Below are 22,983 nucleotides of genomic sequence, written 5' to 3'. Positions count from 1 at the left end.
TGTCCGGTCAGTTGCGCAAAACCGGCGGATGAGGCGTTACACCCGCGCCGCTATTTCATTGCTGGCCAGCCGGTTGACCAGGGGTCCTCCGATCGGCCACGAGCTTGGCGGAGACCGCCTCCGCCTCGGATCGCTGTAGTTCTTTGAAGATCGTCAGCGCGTCCCGCCATGCGGTACGGGCGGCGCGGTGGTCGCCCGTCGCGTGGTAGGTGTCGCCGAGATGATCAAGCGTATCGGCCTCGTAGTACCGGTCGCCGTACTCGCGGAAGGTCGACAACGCCCGCTCGTAGCAGGCCACCGCCTCCTCGTACCGGCCCAGATGGTGATGCGCGTATCCCAGGCTGTCCCAGGTGGTGGCCTCGCCGACCGGATCGCCGCACTCCTGGAGCAGCGGCACCGCCTGCGAGCAGTTGTCGAGAGCCGACTCGAAGTCGCCGACCAGCGCGCTGTACCAGCCGACGGAGTTGAACGCGTACGCCAGCCCGGCCCGGTCGGCGGTGCCGTCGAGCAGGTCTCGGCTCTGGCGGGCGTGCTCCAGCGCGTCCCGGTACCGGTGCTGGCGTTCCAGGGTCAGGCACAGGCTCCGGTGGCAGCGGGCCTGCCCGGCCTCGTCGCCGAGCTCGCGGAACAGGGCGATGGCCAACCCGGCGTGCCGCTCGCTCTCCTCCCACTGGGCCGACCACGCGTAGGCGCCGATGAGCTGCCGGTGCATTCGCGCCAGCCAGAGCCGGTCGTCCAGGCGCTGGGCCGCTGCCAGCCCGGTCCGCAGCATGTCCAACCACTCCGGCATGTGCGCGTTGAGCTGCTGGAACCCGCCGAGCCGCCACGCGACCTGGCAAGCGTGCTCCGGAAAGCCCTGCTCCGCCGCCAGCGTGACCGCCCCGAGCAGGACCTGATGCTCGGCCGCGAACCAGGCCAGGGCCTCCGTGCGCCCAGCGAGGTCGTCGACCGCCACGCCCGGAGCCGGTGTCGATGGCGGCGCCTCCTCGCGTTGCGGGTCGATCAGCGTCGCGGCCGTGTACGCCGTGAGCGCGTAGTGGTCGAGGAGGCGCGACAGGGCGGTATGGCCGTCGTCGGCCTGCGACAACTCGGCCGCGTACGCGCGGAGCAGGTCGTGAAAGGCGAACCTGCCCGACGCGGTCTCGCTGATCAGATGCGCCCGCGCCAGCTCGACGAGCGCCGCCCGGGCGGCGGCCGGGCGCACGCCGGCCAGGCTCGCCGCCGCCGCGACGCCGAGGTCGGGCCCGGGGTGCAGGCCGAGGAGGCGGAACAGCCGCGCGGTGCGTTCCGGCAGCATCCGGTACGACCACGAGAACACCGTGCGCACGTCTGAGGCGGCATCGCCGACGTCAAGTGCGTCGAGGCGATCGCTGGCTCCGTCGAGCTCGGCCGCCAGGCGCGCCAGCGGCAGGTCGCTGTCGGTCGCCGCCCTGGCCGCGGCTATGGCCAGCGCGAGCGGCAGCCCGCTGCACCGCGCCACGATCTCCGCCACGGCCGCCGGCTCGGCGGCCACGCGGTCGGCGGACAGCCGCCGCGCGATCAGCTCGCGCGCCTCGTCGGCCGACATCAGATGCAGCGGTACCGGCCGGGCGCCGTCCGTCACCACCAGGCCGGTCAGCCGGTTACGGCTCGTTGTCACCACGACGCAGCCGGGCGAACCGGGCAGGAGCGGCCGGACCTGGGCCGCGTCGTGCGCGTTGTCGAGCAGGACGAGCACGCGCCGTGCGGCCAGGAGGCTGCGGTACTGCGCGGTCTGCTCGTCCAGGTCCGCCGGTATCTGCCCGACGGGTACGCCCAGTGCGACGAGGAACCCGCGAAGGGCGGCCGAGGGATCGAGTGGCGCGCCGCCCGCGTCGAATCCGCGCAGGTTGACGTAGAGCTGGCCGTCGGGAAACCGATCGGCCACCCGGTGCGCCCAGTGCACGGCCAAGGTGGTCTTGCCAACGCCCGCGGTGCCCGACACCGCCGCGACCAGGCGGCCGGGCTCGTCCAGCAGCTTGTCCAGCTCGGCCAGTTGGTCGGTGCGGCCGGTGAAGCCGGGTACGTCGGCGGGCAGTTGCCGTGGCGCCGATGGCGAGGCGGGCCGGGGCGGCACATCCACCGCCAGCCGGTCGCGGTCGGCCACCCGGTCTCGGGCGGTCGCCAGCGCGCCCTGCTCGGCCGGAGTGGCGCCGAGCAGCCTGACCAGCGTGTCGAACCGGTTGGTCGACGGGAGCACCTTGCCGGAGAAGTAGCCCCCGATCACGCCGACCGACCAGCCGGTCTTGGTCGCAAGCTCCCGATAGGTCAGCTCTGGAAGGCACCGCTCGTGCGCCTCACGGCGGCGCAGATGCCGCAGCGCTCGCGCCAGGTCATCGCGTGTCTCGATCTCGGTCAACGCCCCACCCATCGCCCGGCCCCTGCAAAAGGATAGAGACGCGTTGATGGAGTTTCGCTTGAAGCATCGTATGGCCGACAAAGTCTTGTCCGACCGTGTTCAGTAGTGTCCATTTTCGCGGGCACTCCGGCGAAAAATTCGCGTAACTCGATGCACCTTATCGAGTACGAGGAGGCAAAATGCCGGTCACCCGAAGAGTCCTGTCGTGGCGTTTGGCCGCCGGAGCGATCGCCATGGTGGCGGCCGCGACCGCGCTGCCAGCGGGCGCGCACGGGGCTCCCGCCGAGCCGAGCGCACCGTTGCGGACCGCTTCGGCGGACGTGATCGAAGGCAGCTACATCGTCGTCTACAAGCAGGGCACGGCGTCTGCGGCGAAGAGCCGCGTGGAGGCGCGGGCGCGATCCCGGGGTGGTCAGATCGGTCACCGGTACGGCTCGGCGTTGCAGGGATTCTCGGCAAAGCTCACCGCCACGGCGCTCGACGAGGTGCGCCGTGACTCGACCATCGCCTACGTCGAAACCGACTCGATGGTGTATCCCGACGCCACCGCGAGTTGGGGCGTCGACCGGATCAACCAACGCAACCGGCCGCTCGACGGCGTCTACGGTGCCAACCAGAACGGCACCGGCGTCCGCGTGTACGTCATCGACTCGGGCGTGCGCACGACGCACACCGACTTCGGCGGGCGGGCGACCCTCGACGCCAACTTCGTCGGCGACGGGCGCAGCGACGACTGCAACTCGATCGGCCACGGCACGCACGTCTCGGGCACGGTCGGCGGTGCCACCTTCGGCGTCGCCCGCAACACCCGCATCCACGGGGTACGGGTGTTCCCGTGTGCCGGTGGGACGCCAACGGCCACCGTGATCGCCGCGGTCAACTGGGTGAACGCCAACGCCCAGCGCCCCGCGGTGGTCAACATGAGCCTCGGTGGCCCGGCGTCGACCGCGATGGACGACGCGGTGAACGCGGCCATCAACAACGGCATCACGGTCGTGGTCGCGGCCGGCAACGAGGGCCAGAACGCCTGCAACGTCTCGCCGGCGCGGGTGCCCCGGGCCATCACGGTGGCCAACTCGACGATCAACGACGCGCGGTACAGCGGCGCGGACGTCCCGTCGAACTTCGGCGCCTGCGTGGACCTCTTCGCGCCGGGTACCGACATCATCTCCGCGATCAACACCAACGACACCGGCACGCGGTCGCTGCGCGGTACCTCGATGGCGTCTCCACACGTGGCCGGCGTCGCGGCGCTCTACCTGACCCGCCACTCCACGGCCAGCCCCCAGCAGGTCCGGGACGCGATCGTGCGCAACGCCACTCCGGGCTTGATCACGGACGTGCAAGGGTCGCCGAACCTGCTGCTGAACTCGACACTCGACGCCAATGGTGATTTCAACGGAGACGGTGCCACCGACACGACGGTGTGGCGCCCGTCGAACGGGACGTGGTTCGCCCGGAACCTGTTTACGGTGCAGTGGGGCCTCAACGGCGACGTGCCGGTGCCCGGTGACTACAACGGCGACGGGATCACCGACGTCGCGGTGTGGCGTCCGTCGGATGGTGTCTGGTACGTGCGCGGCCAGTTCAACGTCCAATGGGGACTCAGTGGTGACATTCCGGTGCCTGGCGACTACAACCGGGACGGTATCACCGACATCGCCGTCTGGCGGCCCTCGGACGGTGTCTGGTACGTCCGTGGACTGTGGAATGTCCAATGGGGTCTGAGTGGTGACGTGCCCGTGCCGGGTGACTACAACGCTGACGGGTACACGGATGTCGCGGTGTGGCGCCCGTCGGATGGTGTCTGGTATGTCCGTGGACTGTGGAATGTGCAGTGGGGTTTGAACGGTGACGTGCCGGTGCCCGCTGACTTCAACGGCGACGGTTTCACTGAGGTGGCCGTGTGGCGACCGTCGAACGGGACCTGGTTCGTCCGGGGCTTCTGGAATGTGCAGTGGGGGCTGAACGGCGACGTGCCGGTGCCGGGTGACTACAACGGAGACGGCGTGGCCGACGTCGCGGTGTGGCGTCCGTCCGACGGTGTCTGGTATGTCCGGACTCTGTTCAACGTGCAGTGGGGCCTGCCCGGCGACATCCCGGCAGTCTGAGAGCCGCTGGTGGGTCCGCTTTTCCGCGGGCCCACCAGCCTCGTAACACCAGCGAGCTAGCGTTGGCCGGTGACCTCATTGCCAAACACGGTCCGCACCCTGGGTGAGCTGCGCGCGAGCGGCCACGAGCACCGCACGGTCAAGCAGGAGCTGCGCGAAAACCTGCTGGCCCGGATGCGCGACGGCACGCCCCGGTTCCCGGGCATCGTCGGATACGACGGCACCGTGCTGCCCGAGGTCGAGCGGGCCCTGCTCGCCGGCCACGACCTGGTCCTGCTCGGCGAGCGCGGTCAGGGCAAGACCCGGGTCATCCGCTCACTGGTCGAGCTGCTGGACGAGTGGACGCCGGTGATCGCCGGCTCCGAGCTCAACGAGCACCCGTACCACCCGCTCACCCCGGCGTCCCGGCGGCTGGTCGAGGAGCTAGGCGACGAGCTGCCGGTGAGCTGGCTGCACCGCTCGATGCGATACGGCGAGAAGCTGGCCACGCCCGACACCAGCGTGGGCGACCTGATCGGCGACGTCGACCCGATCCGGGTGGCACAGGGCCGCACCCTCGGCGACCCGGAGACCATCCACTTCGGACTCGTACCCCGCACCAACCGCGGCATCTTCGCCGTCAACGAGCTGCCCGACCTCGCCGAGCGCATCCAGGTGTCGCTGCTCAACGTGCTGGAGGAGCGCGACATCCAGGTGCGCGGGTACCAGCTCCGGCTGCCGCTCGACCTGTTGCTCGTCGCGAGCGCCAACCCCGAGGACTACACCAACCGCGGCCGGATCATCACGCCGTTGAAGGACCGGTTCGGTGCCGAGGTCCGCACTCACTACCCGCTCGAACTCGATCTGGAGCTGGCTCTGGTACGCCAGGAGGCGCAGCTCGTCGCCGAGGTGCCCGAGCACGTCCTGGAGGTGGTGGCGCGGTTCGCCCGCGCGGTTCGCGACTCGCCCTCGGTCGACGCCCGCTCCGGGGTGTCGGCACGGTTCGCGATCGCCGGCGCCGAGACCGTGGCCGCCTCCGCGCTGCGCCGCGCGGGCCTGCTCGGCGAGCGCGAGGCGGTGGCGCGCGTGGGCGACACCTCGTCCGTGGTGAGCACGCTGCGCGGCAAGGTCGAGTTCGAGAGCGGCGAAGAGGGCCGCGAGATCGAGGTACTGGCGCACCTGCTGCGCACGGCCAGCGCCGAGACGTTCCGGGCCAGGCTCGGCGGGCTCGACCTGTCGGGCTTCACCGATCTGGTCGCCGACGGCGCGATCGTCGAGACCGGCGATCTGGTGGGTGCGGCCGACCTGCTGCGCCAGGTGGGCACCGTGCCCGGCCTGGCCAAGGTGCTGGAGCGGCTGGGCTTCGACGACGCGCCCAACGCCGGGCAGGCCGCGGCCGGGATCGAGTTCGTGCTGGAGGGCCTGCACCTGACCCGCCGGCTCTCCAAGGCGATGACCGACGAGGGCCGCACCCTCTACGGCAGTCGGGAATGAACCGGTACCGGTACGGCGCGTGGCGTGGTGGGCCCGACCCGCTCGCGCCGCCGTACGACGTGCGCGCCGCGGTCGACCGGGTCGGCTCCGAGGTGCTCGGCGGCGGCAGCCTGCGCGACGCGCTGCGCAACCTGCTCCGGCGCGGCCCCGACGGCGGTCGCGGCCTCGACGAGCTGGCCGCCCGCGCCCGGCGGCTGCGGCGAGAGGCGATGCGCCGGGGCAACCTCGACGGCGCGGTCACCCGATCCCAGGCGCTGCTCGACCAGGCGCTCGCCGCCGAGCGCGACGAGCTGTCCGGCCGCCCGGGCGACGACGCGCGGTTCGCCGAGGCACGCCTCGACAACCTGCCCCGGTCTACCGCGCGAGCCGTCGAGGAGCTGTCCGACTACGAGTGGGCCAGCGACGAGGCCCGCGCCCTGTACCAGCAGATCCTCGACGGGCTCCGCGACGAGGTACTGGAGCAGCGGTTCGCCGGCCTCCGCGAAGGGCTCAGCGACCCGGCCGCGCAGCAGCGGATGGCCGAGATGCTCCGCGACCTCAACGACCTGCTCGACCGGCACGCCCGGGGCGAGGACACCACCGACACGTTCGCCGAGTTCATGCGGCGGCACGGCGACTTCTTCCCCGAGAAACCGGCCACGGTCGACGAGCTGATCGACGCGCTCGCCCGCCGGGCGGCTGCCGCCGAGCGCCTGATGCGTTCCCTGTCGCCGCAGCAGCAGGAGGAACTGTCGCGGCTCATGGCGCAGGCGCTCGGCAACGCCGGCCTCGCCGGAGAGATGGCGCGCCTGACGGCGAACCTCCGGACGCTCCGGCCCGACCTGGCATGGGATCGGCGGGCTCAGGTCCGCGGCCGGGAGGGGCTCGGGTACGGCGAGGCGGCGGGCGCCCTGGCGGAGATCGGTGACCTCGACGACCTGCTCGACCAGCTGGGCCAGGAGCATCCGGGCGCCACCCTCGACGACGTCGACGTGGAGTCGGTCGAGCGCGTCCTGGGGCGTGACGCGGCGGCCGACGTGCGCCGGCTCCAGGAGCTGGAGCGGGAGCTGCGCCGGCAGGGCTGGGTGACTCGGGGCGCCGATGGGCTGACGCTGAGCCCCAAGGCGCTACGCCGGCTCGGTGCCACGGCTCTGCGTACCGTGTTCGCCGACCTGTCCGGCCGGCGGCGCGGCGAGCACGACCTGCGCGACGCGGGGGCGGCTGGCGAGATCACCGGCGCGTCGCGGGCGTGGGCGTACGGCGACGAGCAGCCGATCGACGTGGTGCGAACGGTCGGCAACGCGGTACGCCGTCGCGGTGAGATGGTGCCGGTCGAGCTGACCGTCGACGACTTCGAGGTGGTCGAGACCGAGCGTCGGGCGTCAGCCGCGGTGGCGCTCTGCGTCGACCTGTCGTTCTCGATGGCCGCCGATGGCCGCTGGGGGCCCATGAAGCAGACCGCGCTCGCGCTGTCGCATCTGGTCGCCACGAAGTTTCCGCAGGACGCGCTGCAGATCATCGGCTTTGGCCGGTACGCGATGCCGCTGTCTCCGACCGAGCTGGCCGCCGTCGAGCCCGACTACGTGCAGGGCACCAACCTGCACCACGCGCTCAAGCTGGCCGGCCGGCACCTGCGCAAGCACTCCGGCTCCGAGCCGGTCGTGCTGGTGGTGACCGACGGCGAGCCGACCGCCCACCTCGAAGCCGACGGCGAGGCGGTCTTCTTCTGGCCGCCCCTGCGCGAGACGGTCGAGGCGACGATCACGGAGGTCGACCACCTGACGCGGTACGGCGCCACGCTCAACCTCTTCATGCTCGGCGAAGACGAGGCGCTGCGCCGGTTCGTCGACGCGGTGGCGAAGCGCTCAGGCGGCCGGGTCTTCACCCCCGACGCGGAAGACCTCAGCCGATACGTCGTGGCCGACTACATCCGCGCCCGGCGAGGCCGCCGAGGGTCAGGCTGAGGCGGTCACCGGGCTCGGGCGGTCGTCGCGGATGTAGACCAGCAGGTCACCAGTCTCGATCTTGGCGCTTTCGGGCATGGCCAGCGAGATGATCCGGCCCAGCCGCACCAGCGCGATGACCGGCTCGGTCACCTCGCGCGGCGAGCGCCCCACCTCGTCGCGGGCCGCCGAGCGCAGCGCGAGCGCCATGCCCGCGCCCGGGGTCAGCAGGTCTTCGACGACGTCGATGAGCGGCGGCGCCGACGTCGAGAGGCCCAGCAGGCGCCCGGCCGTCGCCGACGAGACGATCACCTGGTGAGCGCCGCTCTGCTTGAGCAGCGGTGCGTTCTCCGCCTCCCGAGCCGCCGCGATGATGCGCACCTTGCCGGCCGTGAGCTGCCGCGCGGTCAGGGTGACCAGTACCGAAGCCTCGTCGGTGTCGGTCGCGACAATGACCGCCTTGGCGTCCTTGATGTGCGCGTCCGTCAGCACGGTCGACTGGGTTGCCGATCCCTCGATGGCGACCAGGCCGTCGGCGGCGGCTCGCCGCACCGACGGGCGGTCCGACTCGACCACGACGATGCGCTTGACGTCGAAGCCGCTCTCGCGCAGTGCGCCCACGGCGCTGCGCCCTTTCGTCCCGTACCCGCAGACGATGACGTGGTCCTTCAAATGCCTTCTCCACCGCGCGAGGCGTGCGTTGGTCCGGTACTGCTCGGTCAGCACCTCGAGTGTGGTGCCGACCAGGATGATCAGAAACAGTACTCGTGCCGGCGTGACCACGAGGACGTTTACCAGCCGGGCCTGGGGCGTGATTGGCGTGATGTCGCCGTAACCGGTGGTCGACAGCGACACCACCGTGTAGTAGAAGCAGTCGAGCAGGGTCAAACCGCTCGTGTCGTCGCCGTCACGATATCCGTCTCGGTCGAGATAGACCACGAAGACGATGAAGAGGACCAGTCCGATGGCGGCGACCAGGCGCAGCGCGAGTGCCCGGAGTGGTCCCCGTGCTGCGGTGGGTAGGTGAATCACAGCGGTCCTCGTGCTGGCACGCCTACACCATAGTGGGCGAGGCATGAGCAGCGGTGGAGCTGGGTAACACCGGGCTCATGGAGCACTTCACGATCGCGACCGTCGCCGAGCAGAACCCGGACTTCCGCCGCGTGCTGTGGACCGGCAAGCATTCCCAGCTCGTGATCATGACAATCCCGGCCGGCGGCGAGATCGGCGAGGAGGTCCACGACGACGTCGACCAGATCCTGACGTTCGTCAGTGGGGTCGGAGAGGCGCGTGTGGGCGGTAGGACGAGGAAGGTGGCGCAGGGCGACCTGGTGGCCGTCCCCGCCGGCACCAAGCACAACTTCGTCAACACCGGGCCGAATCCGCTGGTCCTCTACACCGTCTACGGACCTCCCGAGCACGCCACCGACGCGGTGCACCGCACCAAGGAGGAAGCCGACGAGCTGGAGGAAGCCGGCAAGGACGAGCCGCCGTCCAGCTAGCTAGGCGCCCGGGAGGAACAGGCAGAACGGGTGGCCGGCCGGGTCGAGATACACCCGCACGTCCTTCTGCGGCTGGAACTGCGCCAGTACCGCACCGCAGGACACCGCGTGCGCGCCCGCCGTCTCCAGGTCGTCGACCCGGATGTCGAGGTGCAGCATCATCTGCTGGTCGTCGGGGCCGGCCGGCCACACCGGAGGCACGTGGCCGACCTCGGTCTGGAACGACAGCTTCGTCCCGCCGTCGGGCGGGATCAGCGTCGACCAGTCGTCATCGTCGTCGCCGAACGGCCAGCCGAGCAGCCGGTGGTAGAAGTCGGCGAGGTCGCGGGCCTTCGGCGCGCCGAGCACGACACCGGACAGCGTGAAGCTAGGCATAGCTATCTGCCTATCAGAGATTCGGTGAGTTCGCGCAGTTGCTTGCGGAACTCCGGGTCGTACGCCTGGTCGAGCGCCCGTGCCTCCCGCTCGCCGTCGAAGTACCGGCCGGTGACCTCGGTCAGGTCCCGGTCTACGACCAGCCGGAGGGTGGCCCGCAGCCCCTTCTCCAGCGTGTCGATCTCGCCCCAGCCGGCCTGGCGCACCATCGTCGTCGGCATCAGCGAGGCGGGATGCAGGCAGTTCGCCGTGATCAGGGTGCCCGCCAGCTCCTCGGCCAGGTCGAAGGTGTGTGCGATCAGCGCCAGCTTCGACCGGCGGTACGCCTCGACACCGTCGTAGCCGCGTTCCAGCATCGGGTCGGCCAGGTCGAACGGGCGCTGGCCAACGGACGCCACGTTGACGATCCGGGCCGGCGTCTCGCGCGCCATGCGAGGCAGCAGCAGCTTGGTCAGCAGGTACGGAGCCAGGTAGTTGACGGCGAGGCGCAGCTCGTACCCGTCCGCGGAGAGTTCGCGGCCGGCACCGGGCGCGCCGAAGCCGACGCCCGCGTTGTTGACGAGTACGTCGAGCCCCTCCGGCACGGCATCGGCCAGCCGCCGTACCTCTGCCAGCGACGACAGGTCGGCCCGGATGGGCGTGGCGCCGGTCTGCGCGGCGACCTCAGACAGGCGCGCCGCGTTTCGTCCGTGGAGGAGGAGATGGTGGCCCTGCTCGGCGAGCGCTACGGCGAGCGCGCGCCCCAATCCATCCGAAGCCCCCGTGATCAGGATCAAAGCCATGGGCTCAACGCTATCCCGACCCAGCTGCGATTCACCGTTTACCGGCGGCCGGCCCCAGCCGGCCACAACACCTTCACCGGCAGGCCGCGCTCCTCCGCCAGCGATACGACGTGAGCGGTGTCTCCCGGGCCTTTGGTCGGTTGCCCATCCCAGACGGCGAACAGCACTGTCGATCGGTTCAACATGTACCTGCTCGCCGCGACGTACGCGGGCCGCCCCGACCGCCGGGCGTGCATAACGCGTACCCTGCTGGCTTGCTCCATCAACAGATCGAAGTTCTGGCGTTCCTCGGCCGTGATAATGCGCCGGCGATAGTCGCGTGCCGGCAGCACCACCTCGAACGTGCCGCCTAGAGCCACCATTGCGCGGGCGAAGATTTGATCGGCGCCGCGCGCGAGGCAGGTGATGCCGTGTGGCCTCTCGGAGGCGAAGTAACGTGTGGCTTCCAGCACCGCATCGAAGATCAATTGCTCCGAGGCTTCGCTCAGATGGACGTGCCCTGTGACGCCGATCGTGACCATGGGTTTTCCTCAGATCCGAACCAGCTGGAAGCCGGCGTCCGAGAGGATCAGAGGTACCTCTCGCACGGCGTCGTGGTTGCGCTCCCGGATGTCCGGCGGGAGATTGCTCCAATCGCAAAGCGCCGGATGCAGCTTGCGGATGTCATCACGGCGCTCGCCGTAGCGCCAACCCGCCGCCAAGCGGTCGAGGCACCACCGTTCGTGCTCCATCATCGCCAGCCGTTCGATCTCGTTCTCGTTCATGCTTTCCTCATCTGCTGACTCACGCATCCGTGGCACGAGCACATAACCGATGGCCCTCAACTTCCGCCCGATGTCCTCCGCCTGTGCCCGGTTGGTCTGCCGCAGCTCCGGCGGCAACCGTTCCCACGAAACGATCGACGGGCTGGAGTTGTCGGCTTGGCCGTGCGAGCGACGCGCGACCAGGTAGCGGTCGTGGATGACGCGAGCCAAGCGCTCCACGAGATCTTCGGCGATCATCCCGGGATCGCAGGCGGCGCGCAGAACGCCGTACACCCGCAGCCGCGCAGGGCCGTCGTCGAGCAGCTGGCTGGCGAGTCCACCGTCGTCGGAGAAATCCGCGAGCTGGTCCAGTCGCACTACGACACAGTTCTTCCGTCCTCGCCAGTACCGGTCTGCGGTAAGTGCCGCTTTCAGGGCGCGTTCTTCGTTGGCGTAACAGATGTAGGCGCGGTCGGGCGCCTCATCCAGCTCGGTGGCCAGGATGTCCACGAGGTCGGCGTCGTATGCGTCGAGACGACAGGAGAGTCGAAGAAACGGATAGCGGTGGGCGAGATTGGCGAGCGTCTCGGTGGCGTTCCTGGCCACGATCGCGATGCGGAGGCGGGTACTCGGATCCGGAGCGAGCCTTCGTCGCCAATGGCGGGCAGCCTCCACAGCGAGCGCTTGTCCGAACGGCGTCGTTCCAGCCACCAGGATGTACTGCCGGGGCCTGACCTCCGGCTCGAGCGGATCTTCCAGAAATACCTTGCGGGCCGCCAGATCGTCGACGTTGAAAAAGTCGAGCCGAGCCCCGGGCGGATTCGGCAGTCCGAGATACCTGGCCTGCAGGGTAAGGCACAGGTCCGGGTCTGGCACATGCGTATAGATCGGCAGCGACGGCCCCTGGAGGCGGCGTTCACGGCCAGCAGCCAGGCCGATGGCGATGTTGGTCGCGCTTTCGTGCGCGCAGGCGTACAGGGCGGTGGCGCGGCTCAGCCCCGCGGCGGTCAGGGTGCCCGCGTCCCGGGCGTCGCCAACCACGATCAATGGATACGACGGACTCGGCGGGACGGCTTCGGCTTGTGCTCGTACGTGAACGACTCGCCGGCCAGCGGCATGGAGACGGCGGGAGAGGATTCCGGCCAGCGAGGTGTCGCCGCACACGATGACGTGACCGCGAGCACGCCGGGCGCGGAGTCTTCGCAGTTCGGTGGCGAAGAGCAGCCGCGCCGCCTCCACGAGAGCGGTGATGGTCGCCAGCGGTGCTGTCAGGCGAGCTATCTCAAGGAGCAAGGGGTAGGGACCGGGTTGCTGGAGCGGGTCGGCACCCAGGACGAAGAGTTGGACGTCGTAGTACAGGAGGTCGATCGGCCTATTTCCGTATTGATCAGAGCCGCTGAGGAACGCGTCCAGTCCCAGATAGCCGAGCAGGAGGGACACGACTGCCGTCACGGTGATTCCGAGCCTGAGCGCGTTGATGGCGGGACGATGCTGGGTCGGGTCGTTCGGCTGGGCCACGGCAACGCTCCGGGTCGCATCCGATGCGGGCGTGATGATAGCAGTATGCAACGGAACGACCGTGATCTGTAATGGCGCCTGTCTGCTATTCCCCGTTCGGCGGCCGATTGGGTGCATTGGTGCAAATGGCCCAGTGGCGCGGTCATCGATCGGGTGCTAAAATGGCGCGCGCGACGGCTTGAAGTGCTAATGTCAAGCGGCGCCACCGCAGGCCCTCTGCGGGCCCCGGCGCGAACAACTATTTAATGTTTGCGACTAGTAAGGGCCCCGGGTGGATGCAACGGTTGATGACAACCAGCCTGAGCTGGTTGATCTGAGTGGTCTCAGTCTGTCTGACTTATCCAGGCTGGGCGGTTCAGTCGTCGCTCATTCCCTGCGCCGGATCCTAGAAGATATTGACCGGCCGCAGGACGCGGTCGCTGGTTGGAACTCGGCCATGTAGCTGTGCCACTGGTCCGAGCCCACGACCGTCGGCGGACGCCGTTCCGTGAGTTCGTGCTCAAGCTCCACACCCGGTGCAACCTGGCTTGCGACTACTGCTACATGTACGAACTGGCCGACACGGCTTGGCGACAGGTCAATTCGGCCATGTCGGACCGCGTGCTAGATCGGGTATGCGAACGGATTGCCGACCATGTCGGCGATACGGGGCGACCGCTTCGGGTCGTGCTGCACGGCGGTGAGCCCATGATGGTCGGTGTGGACGCTCTTGTGCGCGCTTCCGACCGGGTGCGTGCCGCCGTCGCACCACAGGCCATTGTGGACATCACAGTCCAGACCAACGGCGTCCTGCTCGACGACCGCGTGATCGATCGCTTGTGCCAGGCAGGCATCCGCATCGGCGTAAGCCTGGACGGAGACCGCCGGGCGAACGACCGGCATCGGCGGTACGCCAACGGTCGCAGTTCCTTCGATGCGGTGGACCGGGCACTGCGCTCGTTGCGCCTTCGTCCGGAACACTTCGCTGGCATCCTCAGCGTCATCGACCTGGACAACGACCCGGTATCTACATTCGACAGTCTGCTCCAGTATGATCCGCCCGCCATCGACTTTCTGCTGCCGCACGGGAACTGGACGAGTCCTCCGCCGCGATGGTCGGCGGGGGACACGCTCTACGGCGACTGGCTGGTGGCCGCCTTCGATCGTTGGTACGACGCGCCAGTTCGGGAAACGCGCGTTCGATTCTTCGAAGAAGTAATCAGCCTAGCGCTGGGCGGCACAAGCCGCATCGAGACGATCGGCCTCAGCCCCGTGGCGACCGTCGTCGTGGACGTCGACGGCGCGTACGAGCAGATCGACACCCTGCGGTCCACGTATCCAGGCGCTGTCGACACCGGCATGAACGTCTTCGACCACAGCCTTGACGAGGTGCTGGAGCACCCCGAGATCCAAGACCGGCAGATCGGCCTAGACGCACTTTCCGACGATTGTCTGGCCTGTCCGCTGCATCGGATATGTGGTGGCGGCTACTATCCGCACCGGTACCGTGCGGAGACGGGCTTCCGTAATCCATCGGTCTACTGCGCTGACCTTGGTCGCCTCATTCGTCACGTGCTTCCTCGCGTTCACGCCGATCTTGCCGCTGTACTCAAAGGACGACTCCAAGATGGAACTCCTGACGCCGGAAACGACGCATCGCCTCGATAGCGCCGACTTCGCGGCCCTTGCCAGCGGCCTCGGCGATGGCCGGATCGTGGGCAGACTCCGCGCCGCGCAGGTGAGCAGGCGACAACTGATGCTCGGCCAGCTGGTGGCCGCTGCGCGGTCGGCCAGAATCGCCGAGTACTTCGACGTGCTGGTGGCGGCCGAGCGCCGGTCCCCGGCCGCCGTACGCCTACTGCTGCTCCAGCCGCATGTTGGCGCGTGGTTGACGGCCACACTGCGCGCGGTCCGCGGTGGATCCGAGGCCCAAGGCGGCCTGGAAGCACGCCTCGAATACATGGCCGGCGTCGCGCTCGTGGCCGCCATGACGGCGGGTGTCGACGCGAAGTTCGAGGTCAAGGTGTACGGCGGCAGCGTCACCCTGCCGGGGCTCGGGCGTGCGATCCTGGGTGATGCGCACACCGCCAGTCTGGAGCACATCGGCGGGCGCACTCAGCTGGGGACCGTGGTCGTACCGGAACATATCGAGCACAGTGCGGGCGGCTGGCAGGCAGTCCGTCGCCTGCGCTGTGCCGCCACCGATCTGCGCATCGAGCTGTCCGTGGACGATGTCGATCCGTTTCGCGACTGCCACCAACTAGGCGCCGAGGGACGGCTGAGCGACGATGACATCCGCCATTGGCAGCGGCTCTTGGACGACGCGTGGCCCATTCTGGTGGAGCACCACCGCTCGTACGCCGAGGCGATCGCCGCGGGCCTGACGACGATCGTCCCGCTGCACAGCGAGCGGCCCGATCACGGCATGAACGTCACGAGCATGGAGGCGTTCGGGGCGGTGTCGCTGACGCCGCCCGTCAACGGCCGTGCGCTCGCCTTGGGCTTGTTGCACGAGTTCCAGCACGCGAAGCTCGGCGGGCTGCTCGACATACAGCCGCTGTACGAGAGGGACGACCGGCCACGGCACTATGCGCCCTGGCGCGACGATCCCCGTCCGCTCGGCGCTTTGTTGCAAGGCGCGTATGCCTTCCACGGTGTCGTGGATTTCTGGCGGGTGCAGCGGCGGTTGCTGACCGAAGGGCCCGGCCAGCTCGCCCAGGTCGAGTTCGTACGCTGGCGGGATCGCGTGTGGCGGACGCTCGACATCCTCGAAGCGTCGGGGCGCTTCACGTCCTTGGGTCTGGAATTCCTTGCTGGGATGCGGGCCGCGCAATCGCCGTGGCAGCAGGAGGCAGCCGATGCCGTGACTGTGGCGATGGCGGCGGAGGCCGCCGACGACCACAGGGTGGGTTGGCAGCTACGGAACCGGCTGCCGGAGACGGCCGCCGTGCGGCGGTTGGCGTCTGCCTGGCAGGCGAGCATGCCCTGCCCTCGCGATCCGGTGCCGACGGAAACGGTGCGCGCCGGGCGGATGCTGACGCGCAGCGCCCGCCTGGATCTGGCTCGGTTGCGGATCGTCGAGCCCGCGCGGTTCGCCGCGCTGTCCGCGGGGGAGAACGCGACGGTTGGCGACATTGCGTTGGCGGCGGGTGATCTGCCCGCGGCGCGTCGGGCGTACGCGGCCGAGATCGTGGCGACCGATCGCGTGGACGCGTGGATCGGGCTGGCTCTCGCCTGCCAACGCGATCCCGACGCCCCCCGACTGCGCTTTCCGGAGCTCTGCATGGCGGTCCATCGCGAACTCAGCGGCACGGGCGACGGGACGGTCGACCCTTTGGAGCTTGCGACCTGGCTGGAGCCAGTGGAGTGTCTGGCGGTTTGACGGGTCAGGTAGGTGGTGGTTCCAGATCGCAGCTGAGCCGGCGACCTTCCCGCGCGGCGATGGTATTGGGGTGGTGCGCACCTAGCACGCGATCGTAGGTGTTCAGTATCCCGGCCAACAGTTCGCGTGCCGCGCCCGGATCGCCATCGGCCCTGCGGCTGGCCACGAGATTGCTGGCGGCCGCCAGCGTGTCCGGATGCTCGGGCCCCAGGACCCGCGTGAACTCCGCGTAGGCGCGTTCGTCGGACGACCGGGCCTCGGCATAGTTGCCCAGGTCGTAGTCGTCGTTGCCGTTGTTGAGCAGGGCAGCGAGTGTGTAGGGATGTTCGTGGCCGACCGTCGCCATAAAACGGTTGATCACATCGGTCGTGATGCTGTGTGCGCCGGCGGCGTCACCGGTCTTACGCATGAAGATCGCCAGGTTGTTGGCGTAGGCCAAGGTGGCAAAGTGGTTTTCGCCGCCGGTCTGGCGGGAGAGGTCGACGATGGGTGTGGCGCGTCGTCGTGCGTTCCGGTCGTGGCCGAGAGCCGCTTCGTCGCAGGCGAGGTTCATGCCGCACGCCAGGGTGTCGGGGTGGTGAGGACCGAACAGCCTTTGCGACCCTTCCAGGGTTTCGGCGCTCAGTGCGTGCGCCCGCTCGAACTCGCCCAGCTTGCGTAGCGTCACCGCGAGGTTCTTCGCCGTCCGGAGGGTCTCCGGATGATCCTCGCCGAGCACACGCCGGTGCCGTTCCAACGCAGTCTCAAGTACGCGGTGCGACTCCCGCAGATCGCCCGTGTCGCGCAGATCCCGTCCGTAGTTGCTGGACGAGTACAGCGTGTACGGATGCTGATCGCCGTGCACCGCGCGGCGGAGTCGCAGGATCCGTTCCTGAAGCCGCAGCGCGTCCTGCAGGTTGCCGATGAGGCGGAGTGAGACCGCGAGGTTGTGTCCCGCGATCAGGGTGCGTGGATAGTCGTCGCCGAAGGTCTCCCGCCACCGCGCCTCGATCGCCTCATCGAGCCTGTGCGCCTCGTGCAACTCACCGCGGGCGCGTAGGTCGGCGGCAAGGTTGCCGCCCGCCATCAGCGTGTATGGATGGTCCTCGCCGACGACACGACCGAGCCGGGCATAGATGTCCCGGTCGATCTCGTAGGCAGGCGTGTAGTTGGCCTGGAGGCGAAGGGCGGTGGCCAGGTTGAAGCGCATCATGAGGGTGAGCGGGTCATCGGCGCCGAATGCCTCCTCCCACTTCTCGACGGCCTGCTCGGCAAGGAATTGGCTGGTCGGGTAGTCGTAGCTCTTCCACATGTAGCGACACATGTCGTAGACGAGTTGCCGGACGTCCGGCAGGTCCGAGTCGAGCGTCTTGGACGGCAGCAGGTGTGGCCACAGCTCGGCGTAGGTTGGCCAGTTCTCAGGCTCGTCGGGGCCGTCCGGATTGGCGGCTGCCAGGATCTCATGGACGTGCTTGCGGTTCTCGTCACGCTCGTCGGGACTGAGTCGCGCGCGGATGACGGCCTGCATGAGACGGTGCAGTTGGATACTCTGCCCACCCTCGTCACTCCGGTCGCTCGCCCGGCGCTGTGATCCAACAGCTGGTCTACCCGTGTCGACGCGTGCGAGCGCGTACCGGCTGATCTCTCTGATCGCCTTGGCCATCAGCATTCGCTCGCGTAACGAGGGGTCGAACGGGAGAAGCATGCTGATGAAGCGGTCACTGTAGAGCAGTGAGATTGGGATTGGTTCGGAAGCGAAGAACGCGCACACCTCCAGCAACTTGGCGGCGGCGGGACTGCGCTGGCGCAGGCTGTCGAGCGAGACGAGCCATGGCTGGGCCGCGCTCTGCTGGTAGTCGGACGGTAGGTCCTCCTCCAACATCCGGAGGGGTTGCGTTTCGAGCAGTTCGAGGTAGTGGGACACCGGCATCGCTGTCGCTGCAAGCCAGGCACCAGCCTGCTCGATGGCGAGTGGCAGGTCGCCCAGCCGCTCCGCGACCGTCTCCGCGTCGGCGGTGGGAAGATTGGGAATCCGGCGCTGGAGGAGAGCCACGCTCTCCTCGCGTCCGAACACGCCGATGTCCACCATCTGCGCCACGCGTGACCAGGCGTTGTCCCGGGTGGTGACCAGGACGTGGCCATGCCCCTGAGGCACGTACTCGCGAAGCTCGTCGGGATCGTCCGCGTTGTCGAAGATGATCAGCCAGCGTCGATACGGGACACCTTGCCGGAGCGCCTCTAGCGCGGACCGGATCCGTTCCGTCACGCTCTCGCCCGCGCGTCGACCGAGCGCATCCGCGAGGTTCGACAGCGAGGCGCGCACGAGGCTCGTCTGCTGAGCCGAGACCCACCAGACGATGTCGTAGTCCGCCTTGAAGCGGTGCGCGTATTCGAGGGCGATCTGGGTCTTTCCGACGCCGCCAAGGCCGTGGAGCGCCTGAGGATTCGCCATCGAGCCAGACGCAGCCATCCGGTTGCGCAGCGCCTCCAACGCACGTCGCCGGCCCGTGAACGTGCCGTTGCGCTGGGGAACGCTCCACAGTGGGGGCTCTGTCGCAGGGAAGCGGCGTCGCGGTGCGTCTGGTTCGGTCGGCGTCGCGGATCGCGGGTATACGGGCTGCTGGAGCGCCTCGCGTACGACGTCGATGGCTCGCTGCTCGTGCAGTCCGCTGAGGTCGATGGGTATGTGCTCGTCGAACGGCGCCTCCAGGCGCACGTTGTCCAGACGGAGCGGAACGATGAACGGGCGACCGCCCACGGGCTCGCGAGCCGCGAGGGTCTTCCACGTCGTGGCCGACTTCACCGACGCGATGTAATCCTCGCTGAGCAGCACGATCGCGCGGCTGGTGTTGCTCAGGAAGCTCGGCGGATCGTTGCCCGGCTCGGGGAACGGCTGGGAGTCGATCTCCCGCATACTCGCTCGGAGGCCGGCGTCGTTCGCCTCCCCGGCGATCCATTCCGCCCACATTCGGTCGACGGCCGCGTAACTGATGAAGATGTCCAGCGCGCCGGCGGTGCGGCGGCGTTCGAACGCAGCCAGCCACCGGCGGCGTACCCGCTCTTCGATCGCGTCGACCTGCTGCACCTGGCTCCTGGTGATGATCCGGGTCAGCCGTTCGTACGCGGCAAGGAGCGATCCTTCCTGGTGTGACCGGTCGCCGAACGGAGCGAGTATCTCCTCGTAGGCATAGAAGGACTTGTAGGGGATCTCGATGTCACCCCAGTACCGGTTGACCTCCTCCGGGTCGCGTCCCAGGAAGGGCGCGAAGTTCTGCCGAGCGTGATCGCGACCGGCGTCCAACTTGACCTGTTCGGCATCCTCGACGCGCATGGGCACCGGCAGTATCCGCACCGGTCGCTCGACCCGCTGACGGACGATGGAGTGAGCGATAGCGACCGCGCCGTCGATGCTCTGCGCGTTCATGGTGAAGCAATCCACGACAGAGTCCGGAAGTAGGACGGTGCAGATGCCCGCGGCGTCGCTCACTCCGGTGCGGCTGTCGATGAGGATGTAGTCGTAGTTGGCGCGCATGTTGCGGGCCAAAGCCTCCAGAAAGGCGTTTCCGGCCAGGCGTTCATAGAAGGCCGTCCAGTCGAACGTCCGCACCGTCTCGGTATAGGAACTGTCCTGTTGGCCGGCCGGCAGCAGCTCGATGAATCCCTTGTCCCGGAAGGACCATTCCACGGGGAGGACGTAGGACAGCACGTCGGCGTGGGTCTCCAACCACTGCGTGGTCTCGGTGTCGTGTATCGGCCGCATCATCGCCTCCGCGTGACCGCGGATCATGTCGATGACACCGGCGGAGGCGCGCAGGTCTTTGTCAGTGAGGAAGGGGTGGAAGTACTTGTGAAGGCCAGGCGACTCCAGGTCCCAGTCGACAATGAGCACGCGCAGGCCGTTGCTGGCGAGAATCCACGCGACGTTGGCCATGGCCATGGTGCGCCCGGTGCCACCCTTGTACGAGTAAAAGGTGATGATGGTGCCGCCGGCCGGTGCGGAGTCGGCTGGCGAGGCGGTTGCGCGTGCGGTCACGGCCGGGCCTCCTCAGGTGGTGGACCTCGCGATCTCGATCAAGGTGGGTCGAGCGTGGGCCGCTCGATGTGGAAGGTGTTCAGGGGCTGACGGCGGACGTTGCCGCTAGCGAAGACCCGGTTCATGGCTACTTCGAGCGCCGCCGGTAGGTCGCGGGCGAAGTCGTGGTACGTGGAGATCCCCCAGCGGGACAGGTCGTTGGCCGGTGCCAGACCGCCGGCGGTCGCCGTCCAGGTCTCTGACAGCGCTGGCCACTGGTCGCGGGTCTCCTCGTCACCGTCCGAGGCAGGCCCCAGCACCACCGTCGTGGGGTTCCGTGGTGCTCCGGGACGGCCCCCGTACGCAGTGAGCAGACCAAGTGGGCCGAGCAGGCGGGTGATCCACGCGTCGACCAGTAGCACGACGATGTGGTTCTGCTGACTGGCGATCGCCGCGCGCTCGCCCAGTTCCTCCAGGTCCGCCACGCGCGTGAGGAAGTTCCGGCTCGCGGCGATGCTGATCGCGTAGTCGCTCAGTGGATCGGGCCACGAAGGGTGGTAGGGCGCCCAGTCGCGCCGCCGGTCGCCGTAGGTGGTGGATTCCGCGCGAATCGCCATGGCCTCGTTGCGTGTAGGGGCCGCCACGACGAAGTGGACGGTCGTCGCGTCGATCAGTTCGTTGGCGGGGACCCCGTTGATGACCGCCTGCGTATGGTGGAAGACGCTCGGCACGGACTCGAGATCGGAATAGGTGACGCCGTTGGGAATGTCATGTTGATCGGCTGCGTTGACGATCTGGCTCGCCAGATTGAAGAGAAATTCCTTGTACGCGTCTTCGTGGCGTTTTAGCCGCATCATCTGCCGCAGGCAGGTGTCGTCCTCTTGATCGGCGAACTGTATGCGAAGCGCCGCTGGGTGCATCTTGCCGCGCGGAACCGGCACCCAGAAGAGCGGCTTCAGCAACGAGGGATCAGTTCCCGTTGCTTGCTCGTACCGCAACGATCGTTCGGCGAAGATCTGCCATTCCTGGCCGCAGTGCTGGCTCAAGAAGTAGCGGGGTGACATCAGGGCGATGAAGGATCGGCACGTCGAGAGAGCGTCGACCAGCCGCCGTGACCACCGTGTGCCGGGGCTCATCTCGGCGTCGATGAACCCGACCTCGGCGTCGCGAGGGAGGCCGGCGAGAACGCGCACCTCGATACTCAGGTCGGCGCAGAACTTACGAACAAGGTCGTCTTCGTTTCCCCGCGCATAACTGACAAAGAAGTAGAACACCGCACCTCCGACCCAGGACGCGGATTCGCATCTGCCGTCGCGTAGGCGGCTATGATCACGAACCGCGCCGGCGAAGCGCTCCGTCAGCGAGACGCTTAAAGGGAGTATAGGGTGAGGTGTCGGCCATGAAAGACTTCGAGAAGACAATCATTGTGCCACTTGTAATGACTGTGATCTCTTTAGTGATCAGTTAGCGGCTAGGTTTCATCCGGTGGTGGTCGTGATGCCGGACGCACACGTGGCGCCGGGCTCCATGGTGGCGGTCTGGCGGAACCGCCGGATGAACTCGTCGATCCGGTCGTCGTCCGCGTCATCGACGGTGACCTGGTAGCCCCACGCCTGCAGGGAGATCGGCGAGGTCTGGCCGGGATAGGGGCTCATCATCATGTATGCCTGCCCGCGCACCTTGGCGGCGAGCTTCTCCACATCGGAGGACCCGAGGCTGGGCTGGTACGTGATCCACACCGCGCCGTGTTCGAGGCTGTGTACGGCGTTCCCGTCCACGATGGGTGCGTTGTAGACGTCGCCGACGCAGTTCTGCCACTGGCCGAAGTGCGGGCCGCCGGCGGGCGGGGTCATGGGGTACGTCACCGGGCTGGTGACGTGGCTCTGGGAAAGCGCGGCGGGATTCGACGTCCGGTAGTTGACCAGACCGTCGATCTCCGCGGAGGTGCCGAGGTCGGTGCCGGCCTCCTCGGAGTCGTTGTACTCGCGGTAGATCAGGAAGCCGCCGACACCGCAGGCGGAGAGCATGACCACTGCCACCGCACCGGCTACGAGCAAGCCGATGAGAAGACCGTTGTTCTTCTTGGGAGGGGTGGGAAGAGCGGAAGGTGGAGGATAGGCCACGACATATATGATGCACTGTTCACCGACACTGTACGATGCGGGCGTGTCGTCAGATCTGCCGCCGGTCGGTGAGCGCATCCGCGAGGCGCGGCTGCGTGGCGGGATGAGCCTGCGCGGGCTGGCCCGTGCGGTGGGTGTCTCCGCGAGCCTGATCTCCCAGATCGAGACCGGCAAGAGCCGCCCATCGGTCAGCACGCTGTACTCGATCACCAAGGCGCTCGGCATCTCGGTCGAAGACGTTTTCGACGCGGCCGACGAGGCGCCACCGCCGCGGTCCACGACGGCCGCGCTCGCCCAGACCGTGTTGCATCGGATCGGGCCGATCGTGCGGCCGGCGGCGCGCGAGATCCTCCGGCTCGACTCGGGTGTGACGTGGGAGCGGCTCGGCCACCTGCCGGGCACGCACCTCGACTTCCTGCTCGTCACCTACGCGCCGGGCGGCACATCGTCGAGTGGCACCGCGCTGATGCGGCACTCCGGTGTGGAGTACGGGTATCTGGTCGAGGGCGAGTTGACGCTGACGCTGGGCTTCGAGGAGCACCACCTGGGCCCGGGTGACGCGGTGTCGTTCCCGTCGAGCACGCCGCACCGGTACCGCAACGATGGCGTGGTGCCCGCCGTTGGTGTCTGGTTTGTCCAAGACAATTCACTGTTAAGTGACGCTTGACACGCGTCCTTGACATGTCGTTGACTGGTGTCCTCCGT

The 22,983-nt window shown here is 68.3% G+C and carries 17 protein-coding genes; 8 read left to right on the top strand and 9 right to left on the bottom strand.

The window, feature by feature from the left end:
* Window positions 1–55 precede the first annotated feature (55 nt).
* Window positions 56–2,377, bottom strand: coding sequence for a tetratricopeptide repeat protein (locus QMG73_RS05630; RefSeq protein ID WP_281892885.1), 2,322 nt, complete (start codon window positions 2,375–2,377; stop codon window positions 56–58).
* Window positions 2,378–2,556: 179 nt separating this feature from the next.
* Here QMG73_RS05630 and QMG73_RS05625 point away from each other — a divergent pair, with 179 nt between their 5' ends.
* From QMG73_RS05625 to QMG73_RS05615, 3 genes are all read left to right on the top strand, one after another.
* Window positions 2,557–4,488, top strand: coding sequence for a S8 family serine peptidase (locus tag QMG73_RS05625; RefSeq protein ID WP_281892884.1), 1,932 nt, complete (start codon window positions 2,557–2,559; stop codon window positions 4,486–4,488).
* A 69-nt stretch (window positions 4,489–4,557) separates the two neighbouring features.
* Entirely contained in the window at window positions 4,558–5,961 is a 1,404-nt protein-coding gene (locus tag QMG73_RS05620; RefSeq protein ID WP_281892883.1) for a sigma 54-interacting transcriptional regulator, read from the top strand.
* Window positions 5,958–7,904 (top strand): vWA domain-containing protein, encoded by a 1,947-nt coding sequence (locus QMG73_RS05615; protein ID WP_281892882.1) that lies wholly within the window; start codon window positions 5,958–5,960, stop codon window positions 7,902–7,904. The genes QMG73_RS05620 and QMG73_RS05615 overlap by 4 nt, the downstream gene beginning before the upstream one ends.
* Here the strand turns inward: QMG73_RS05615 and QMG73_RS05610 are convergent.
* Window positions 7,896–8,915, bottom strand: a complete 1,020-nt coding sequence (locus QMG73_RS05610; protein ID WP_281892880.1) for a potassium channel family protein — start codon at window positions 8,913–8,915, stop codon at window positions 7,896–7,898. The genes QMG73_RS05615 and QMG73_RS05610 overlap by 9 nt on opposite strands.
* A 77-nt stretch (window positions 8,916–8,992) precedes the next feature.
* On the opposite strand from QMG73_RS05610, the gene QMG73_RS05605 reads away from it, so the two are divergent.
* Window positions 8,993–9,385, top strand: a complete 393-nt coding sequence (locus tag QMG73_RS05605) for a cupin domain-containing protein (protein WP_281893055.1) — start codon at window positions 8,993–8,995, stop codon at window positions 9,383–9,385.
* Here the strand turns inward: QMG73_RS05605 and QMG73_RS05600 are convergent, their stop codons facing one another.
* Genes QMG73_RS05600 through QMG73_RS05585 form a run of 4 tightly spaced genes read right to left on the bottom strand, consistent with a single transcriptional unit; the run spans window position 9,386 to window position 12,803 of the window.
* Window positions 9,386–9,760, bottom strand: a complete 375-nt coding sequence (locus QMG73_RS05600) for a VOC family protein (protein WP_281892879.1) — start codon at window positions 9,758–9,760, stop codon at window positions 9,386–9,388. It abuts the gene before it with no gap.
* Window positions 9,761–9,762: 2 nt separating this feature from the next.
* Window positions 9,763–10,542, bottom strand: coding sequence for an SDR family NAD(P)-dependent oxidoreductase (locus QMG73_RS05595; RefSeq protein ID WP_281892878.1), 780 nt, complete (start codon window positions 10,540–10,542; stop codon window positions 9,763–9,765).
* A gap of 38 nt (window positions 10,543–10,580) precedes the next feature.
* Window positions 10,581–11,063: a hypothetical protein gene (locus QMG73_RS05590; RefSeq protein ID WP_281892877.1), complete on the bottom strand. Its 483-nt coding sequence runs from the start codon at window positions 11,061–11,063 to the stop codon at window positions 10,581–10,583.
* Between the two features lie 9 nt (window positions 11,064–11,072).
* Window positions 11,073–12,803: a RyR domain-containing protein gene (locus QMG73_RS05585; RefSeq protein ID WP_281892876.1), complete on the bottom strand. Its 1,731-nt coding sequence runs from the start codon at window positions 12,801–12,803 to the stop codon at window positions 11,073–11,075.
* Between the two features lie 271 nt (window positions 12,804–13,074).
* Here QMG73_RS05585 and fxsA point away from each other — a divergent pair, with 271 nt between their 5' ends.
* From fxsA to QMG73_RS05575, 3 genes are read left to right on the top strand one after another with little or no spacing between them, the layout of a single operon-like run.
* The gene (gene fxsA, locus QMG73_RS46300; RefSeq protein WP_407676748.1) at window positions 13,075–13,245 is read left to right on the top strand and encodes an FxSxx-COOH cyclophane-containing RiPP peptide; all 171 of its coding nucleotides are present in this window, start codon (window positions 13,075–13,077) and stop codon (window positions 13,243–13,245) included.
* A 53-nt stretch (window positions 13,246–13,298) separates the two neighbouring features.
* A complete protein-coding gene (locus tag QMG73_RS05580) occupies window positions 13,299–14,450 on the top strand; it encodes an FxsB family cyclophane-forming radical SAM/SPASM peptide maturase (protein ID WP_281892875.1) in 1,152 nt (383 codons plus the stop codon).
* Window positions 14,410–16,164: an HEXXH motif domain-containing protein gene (locus tag QMG73_RS05575; RefSeq protein WP_281892874.1), complete on the top strand. Its 1,755-nt coding sequence runs from the start codon at window positions 14,410–14,412 to the stop codon at window positions 16,162–16,164. Before QMG73_RS05580 ends, QMG73_RS05575 begins: the two co-directional genes overlap by 41 nt.
* Window positions 16,165–16,168: 4 nt before the next feature.
* Here the strand turns inward: QMG73_RS05575 and fxsT are convergent, their stop codons facing one another.
* From fxsT to QMG73_RS05560, 3 genes are read right to left on the bottom strand one after another with little or no spacing between them, the layout of a single operon-like run.
* Window positions 16,169–20,176: an FxSxx-COOH system tetratricopeptide repeat protein gene (gene fxsT, locus QMG73_RS05570; RefSeq protein WP_281892873.1), complete on the bottom strand. Its 4,008-nt coding sequence runs from the start codon at window positions 20,174–20,176 to the stop codon at window positions 16,169–16,171.
* Window positions 20,177–20,214: 38 nt separating this feature from the next.
* Complete coding sequence (locus tag QMG73_RS05565; protein ID WP_281892872.1) at window positions 20,215–21,576, bottom strand: TIR-like protein FxsC; 1,362 nt, start codon at window positions 21,574–21,576, stop codon at window positions 20,215–20,217.
* A gap of 57 nt (window positions 21,577–21,633) precedes the next feature.
* Window positions 21,634–22,278 (bottom strand): DUF3105 domain-containing protein, encoded by a 645-nt coding sequence (locus QMG73_RS05560; RefSeq protein ID WP_281892871.1) that lies wholly within the window; start codon window positions 22,276–22,278, stop codon window positions 21,634–21,636.
* A gap of 43 nt (window positions 22,279–22,321) precedes the next feature.
* Here QMG73_RS05560 and QMG73_RS05555 point away from each other — a divergent pair, with 43 nt between their 5' ends.
* Window positions 22,322–22,945: a helix-turn-helix domain-containing protein gene (locus tag QMG73_RS05555; protein WP_281892870.1), complete on the top strand. Its 624-nt coding sequence runs from the start codon at window positions 22,322–22,324 to the stop codon at window positions 22,943–22,945.
* Window positions 22,946–22,983 lie beyond the last annotated feature (38 nt).

Source organism: Phytohabitans aurantiacus (assembly GCF_027923225.1).
Classification (GTDB): domain Bacteria; phylum Actinomycetota; class Actinomycetes; order Mycobacteriales; family Micromonosporaceae; genus Phytohabitans; species Phytohabitans aurantiacus.
Note: the sequence above shows the minus strand (reverse complement) of the source record. Positions and strands in the feature narration are given on the sequence as shown.

What these genes read in the sequence shown, in the direction of transcription:
- QMG73_RS05590 (WP_281892877.1), bottom strand. Translation starts at nt 11,063, where the DNA reads ATGGTCACGATCGGCGTCACAGGGCACGTCCATCTGAGCGAAGCCTCG.
- QMG73_RS05625 (WP_281892884.1), top strand. Translation starts at nt 2,557, where the DNA reads ATGCCGGTCACCCGAAGAGTCCTGTCGTGGCGTTTGGCCGCCGGAGCG.
- QMG73_RS05575 (WP_281892874.1), top strand. Translation starts at nt 14,410, where the DNA reads ATGGAACTCCTGACGCCGGAAACGACGCATCGCCTCGATAGCGCCGAC.
- QMG73_RS05615 (WP_281892882.1), top strand. Translation starts at nt 5,958, where the DNA reads ATGAACCGGTACCGGTACGGCGCGTGGCGTGGTGGGCCCGACCCGCTC.
- QMG73_RS05605 (WP_281893055.1), top strand. Translation starts at nt 8,993, where the DNA reads ATGGAGCACTTCACGATCGCGACCGTCGCCGAGCAGAACCCGGACTTC.
- QMG73_RS05595 (WP_281892878.1), bottom strand. Translation starts at nt 10,542, where the DNA reads ATGGCTTTGATCCTGATCACGGGGGCTTCGGATGGATTGGGGCGCGCG.
- QMG73_RS05600 (WP_281892879.1), bottom strand. Translation starts at nt 9,760, where the DNA reads ATGCCTAGCTTCACGCTGTCCGGTGTCGTGCTCGGCGCGCCGAAGGCC.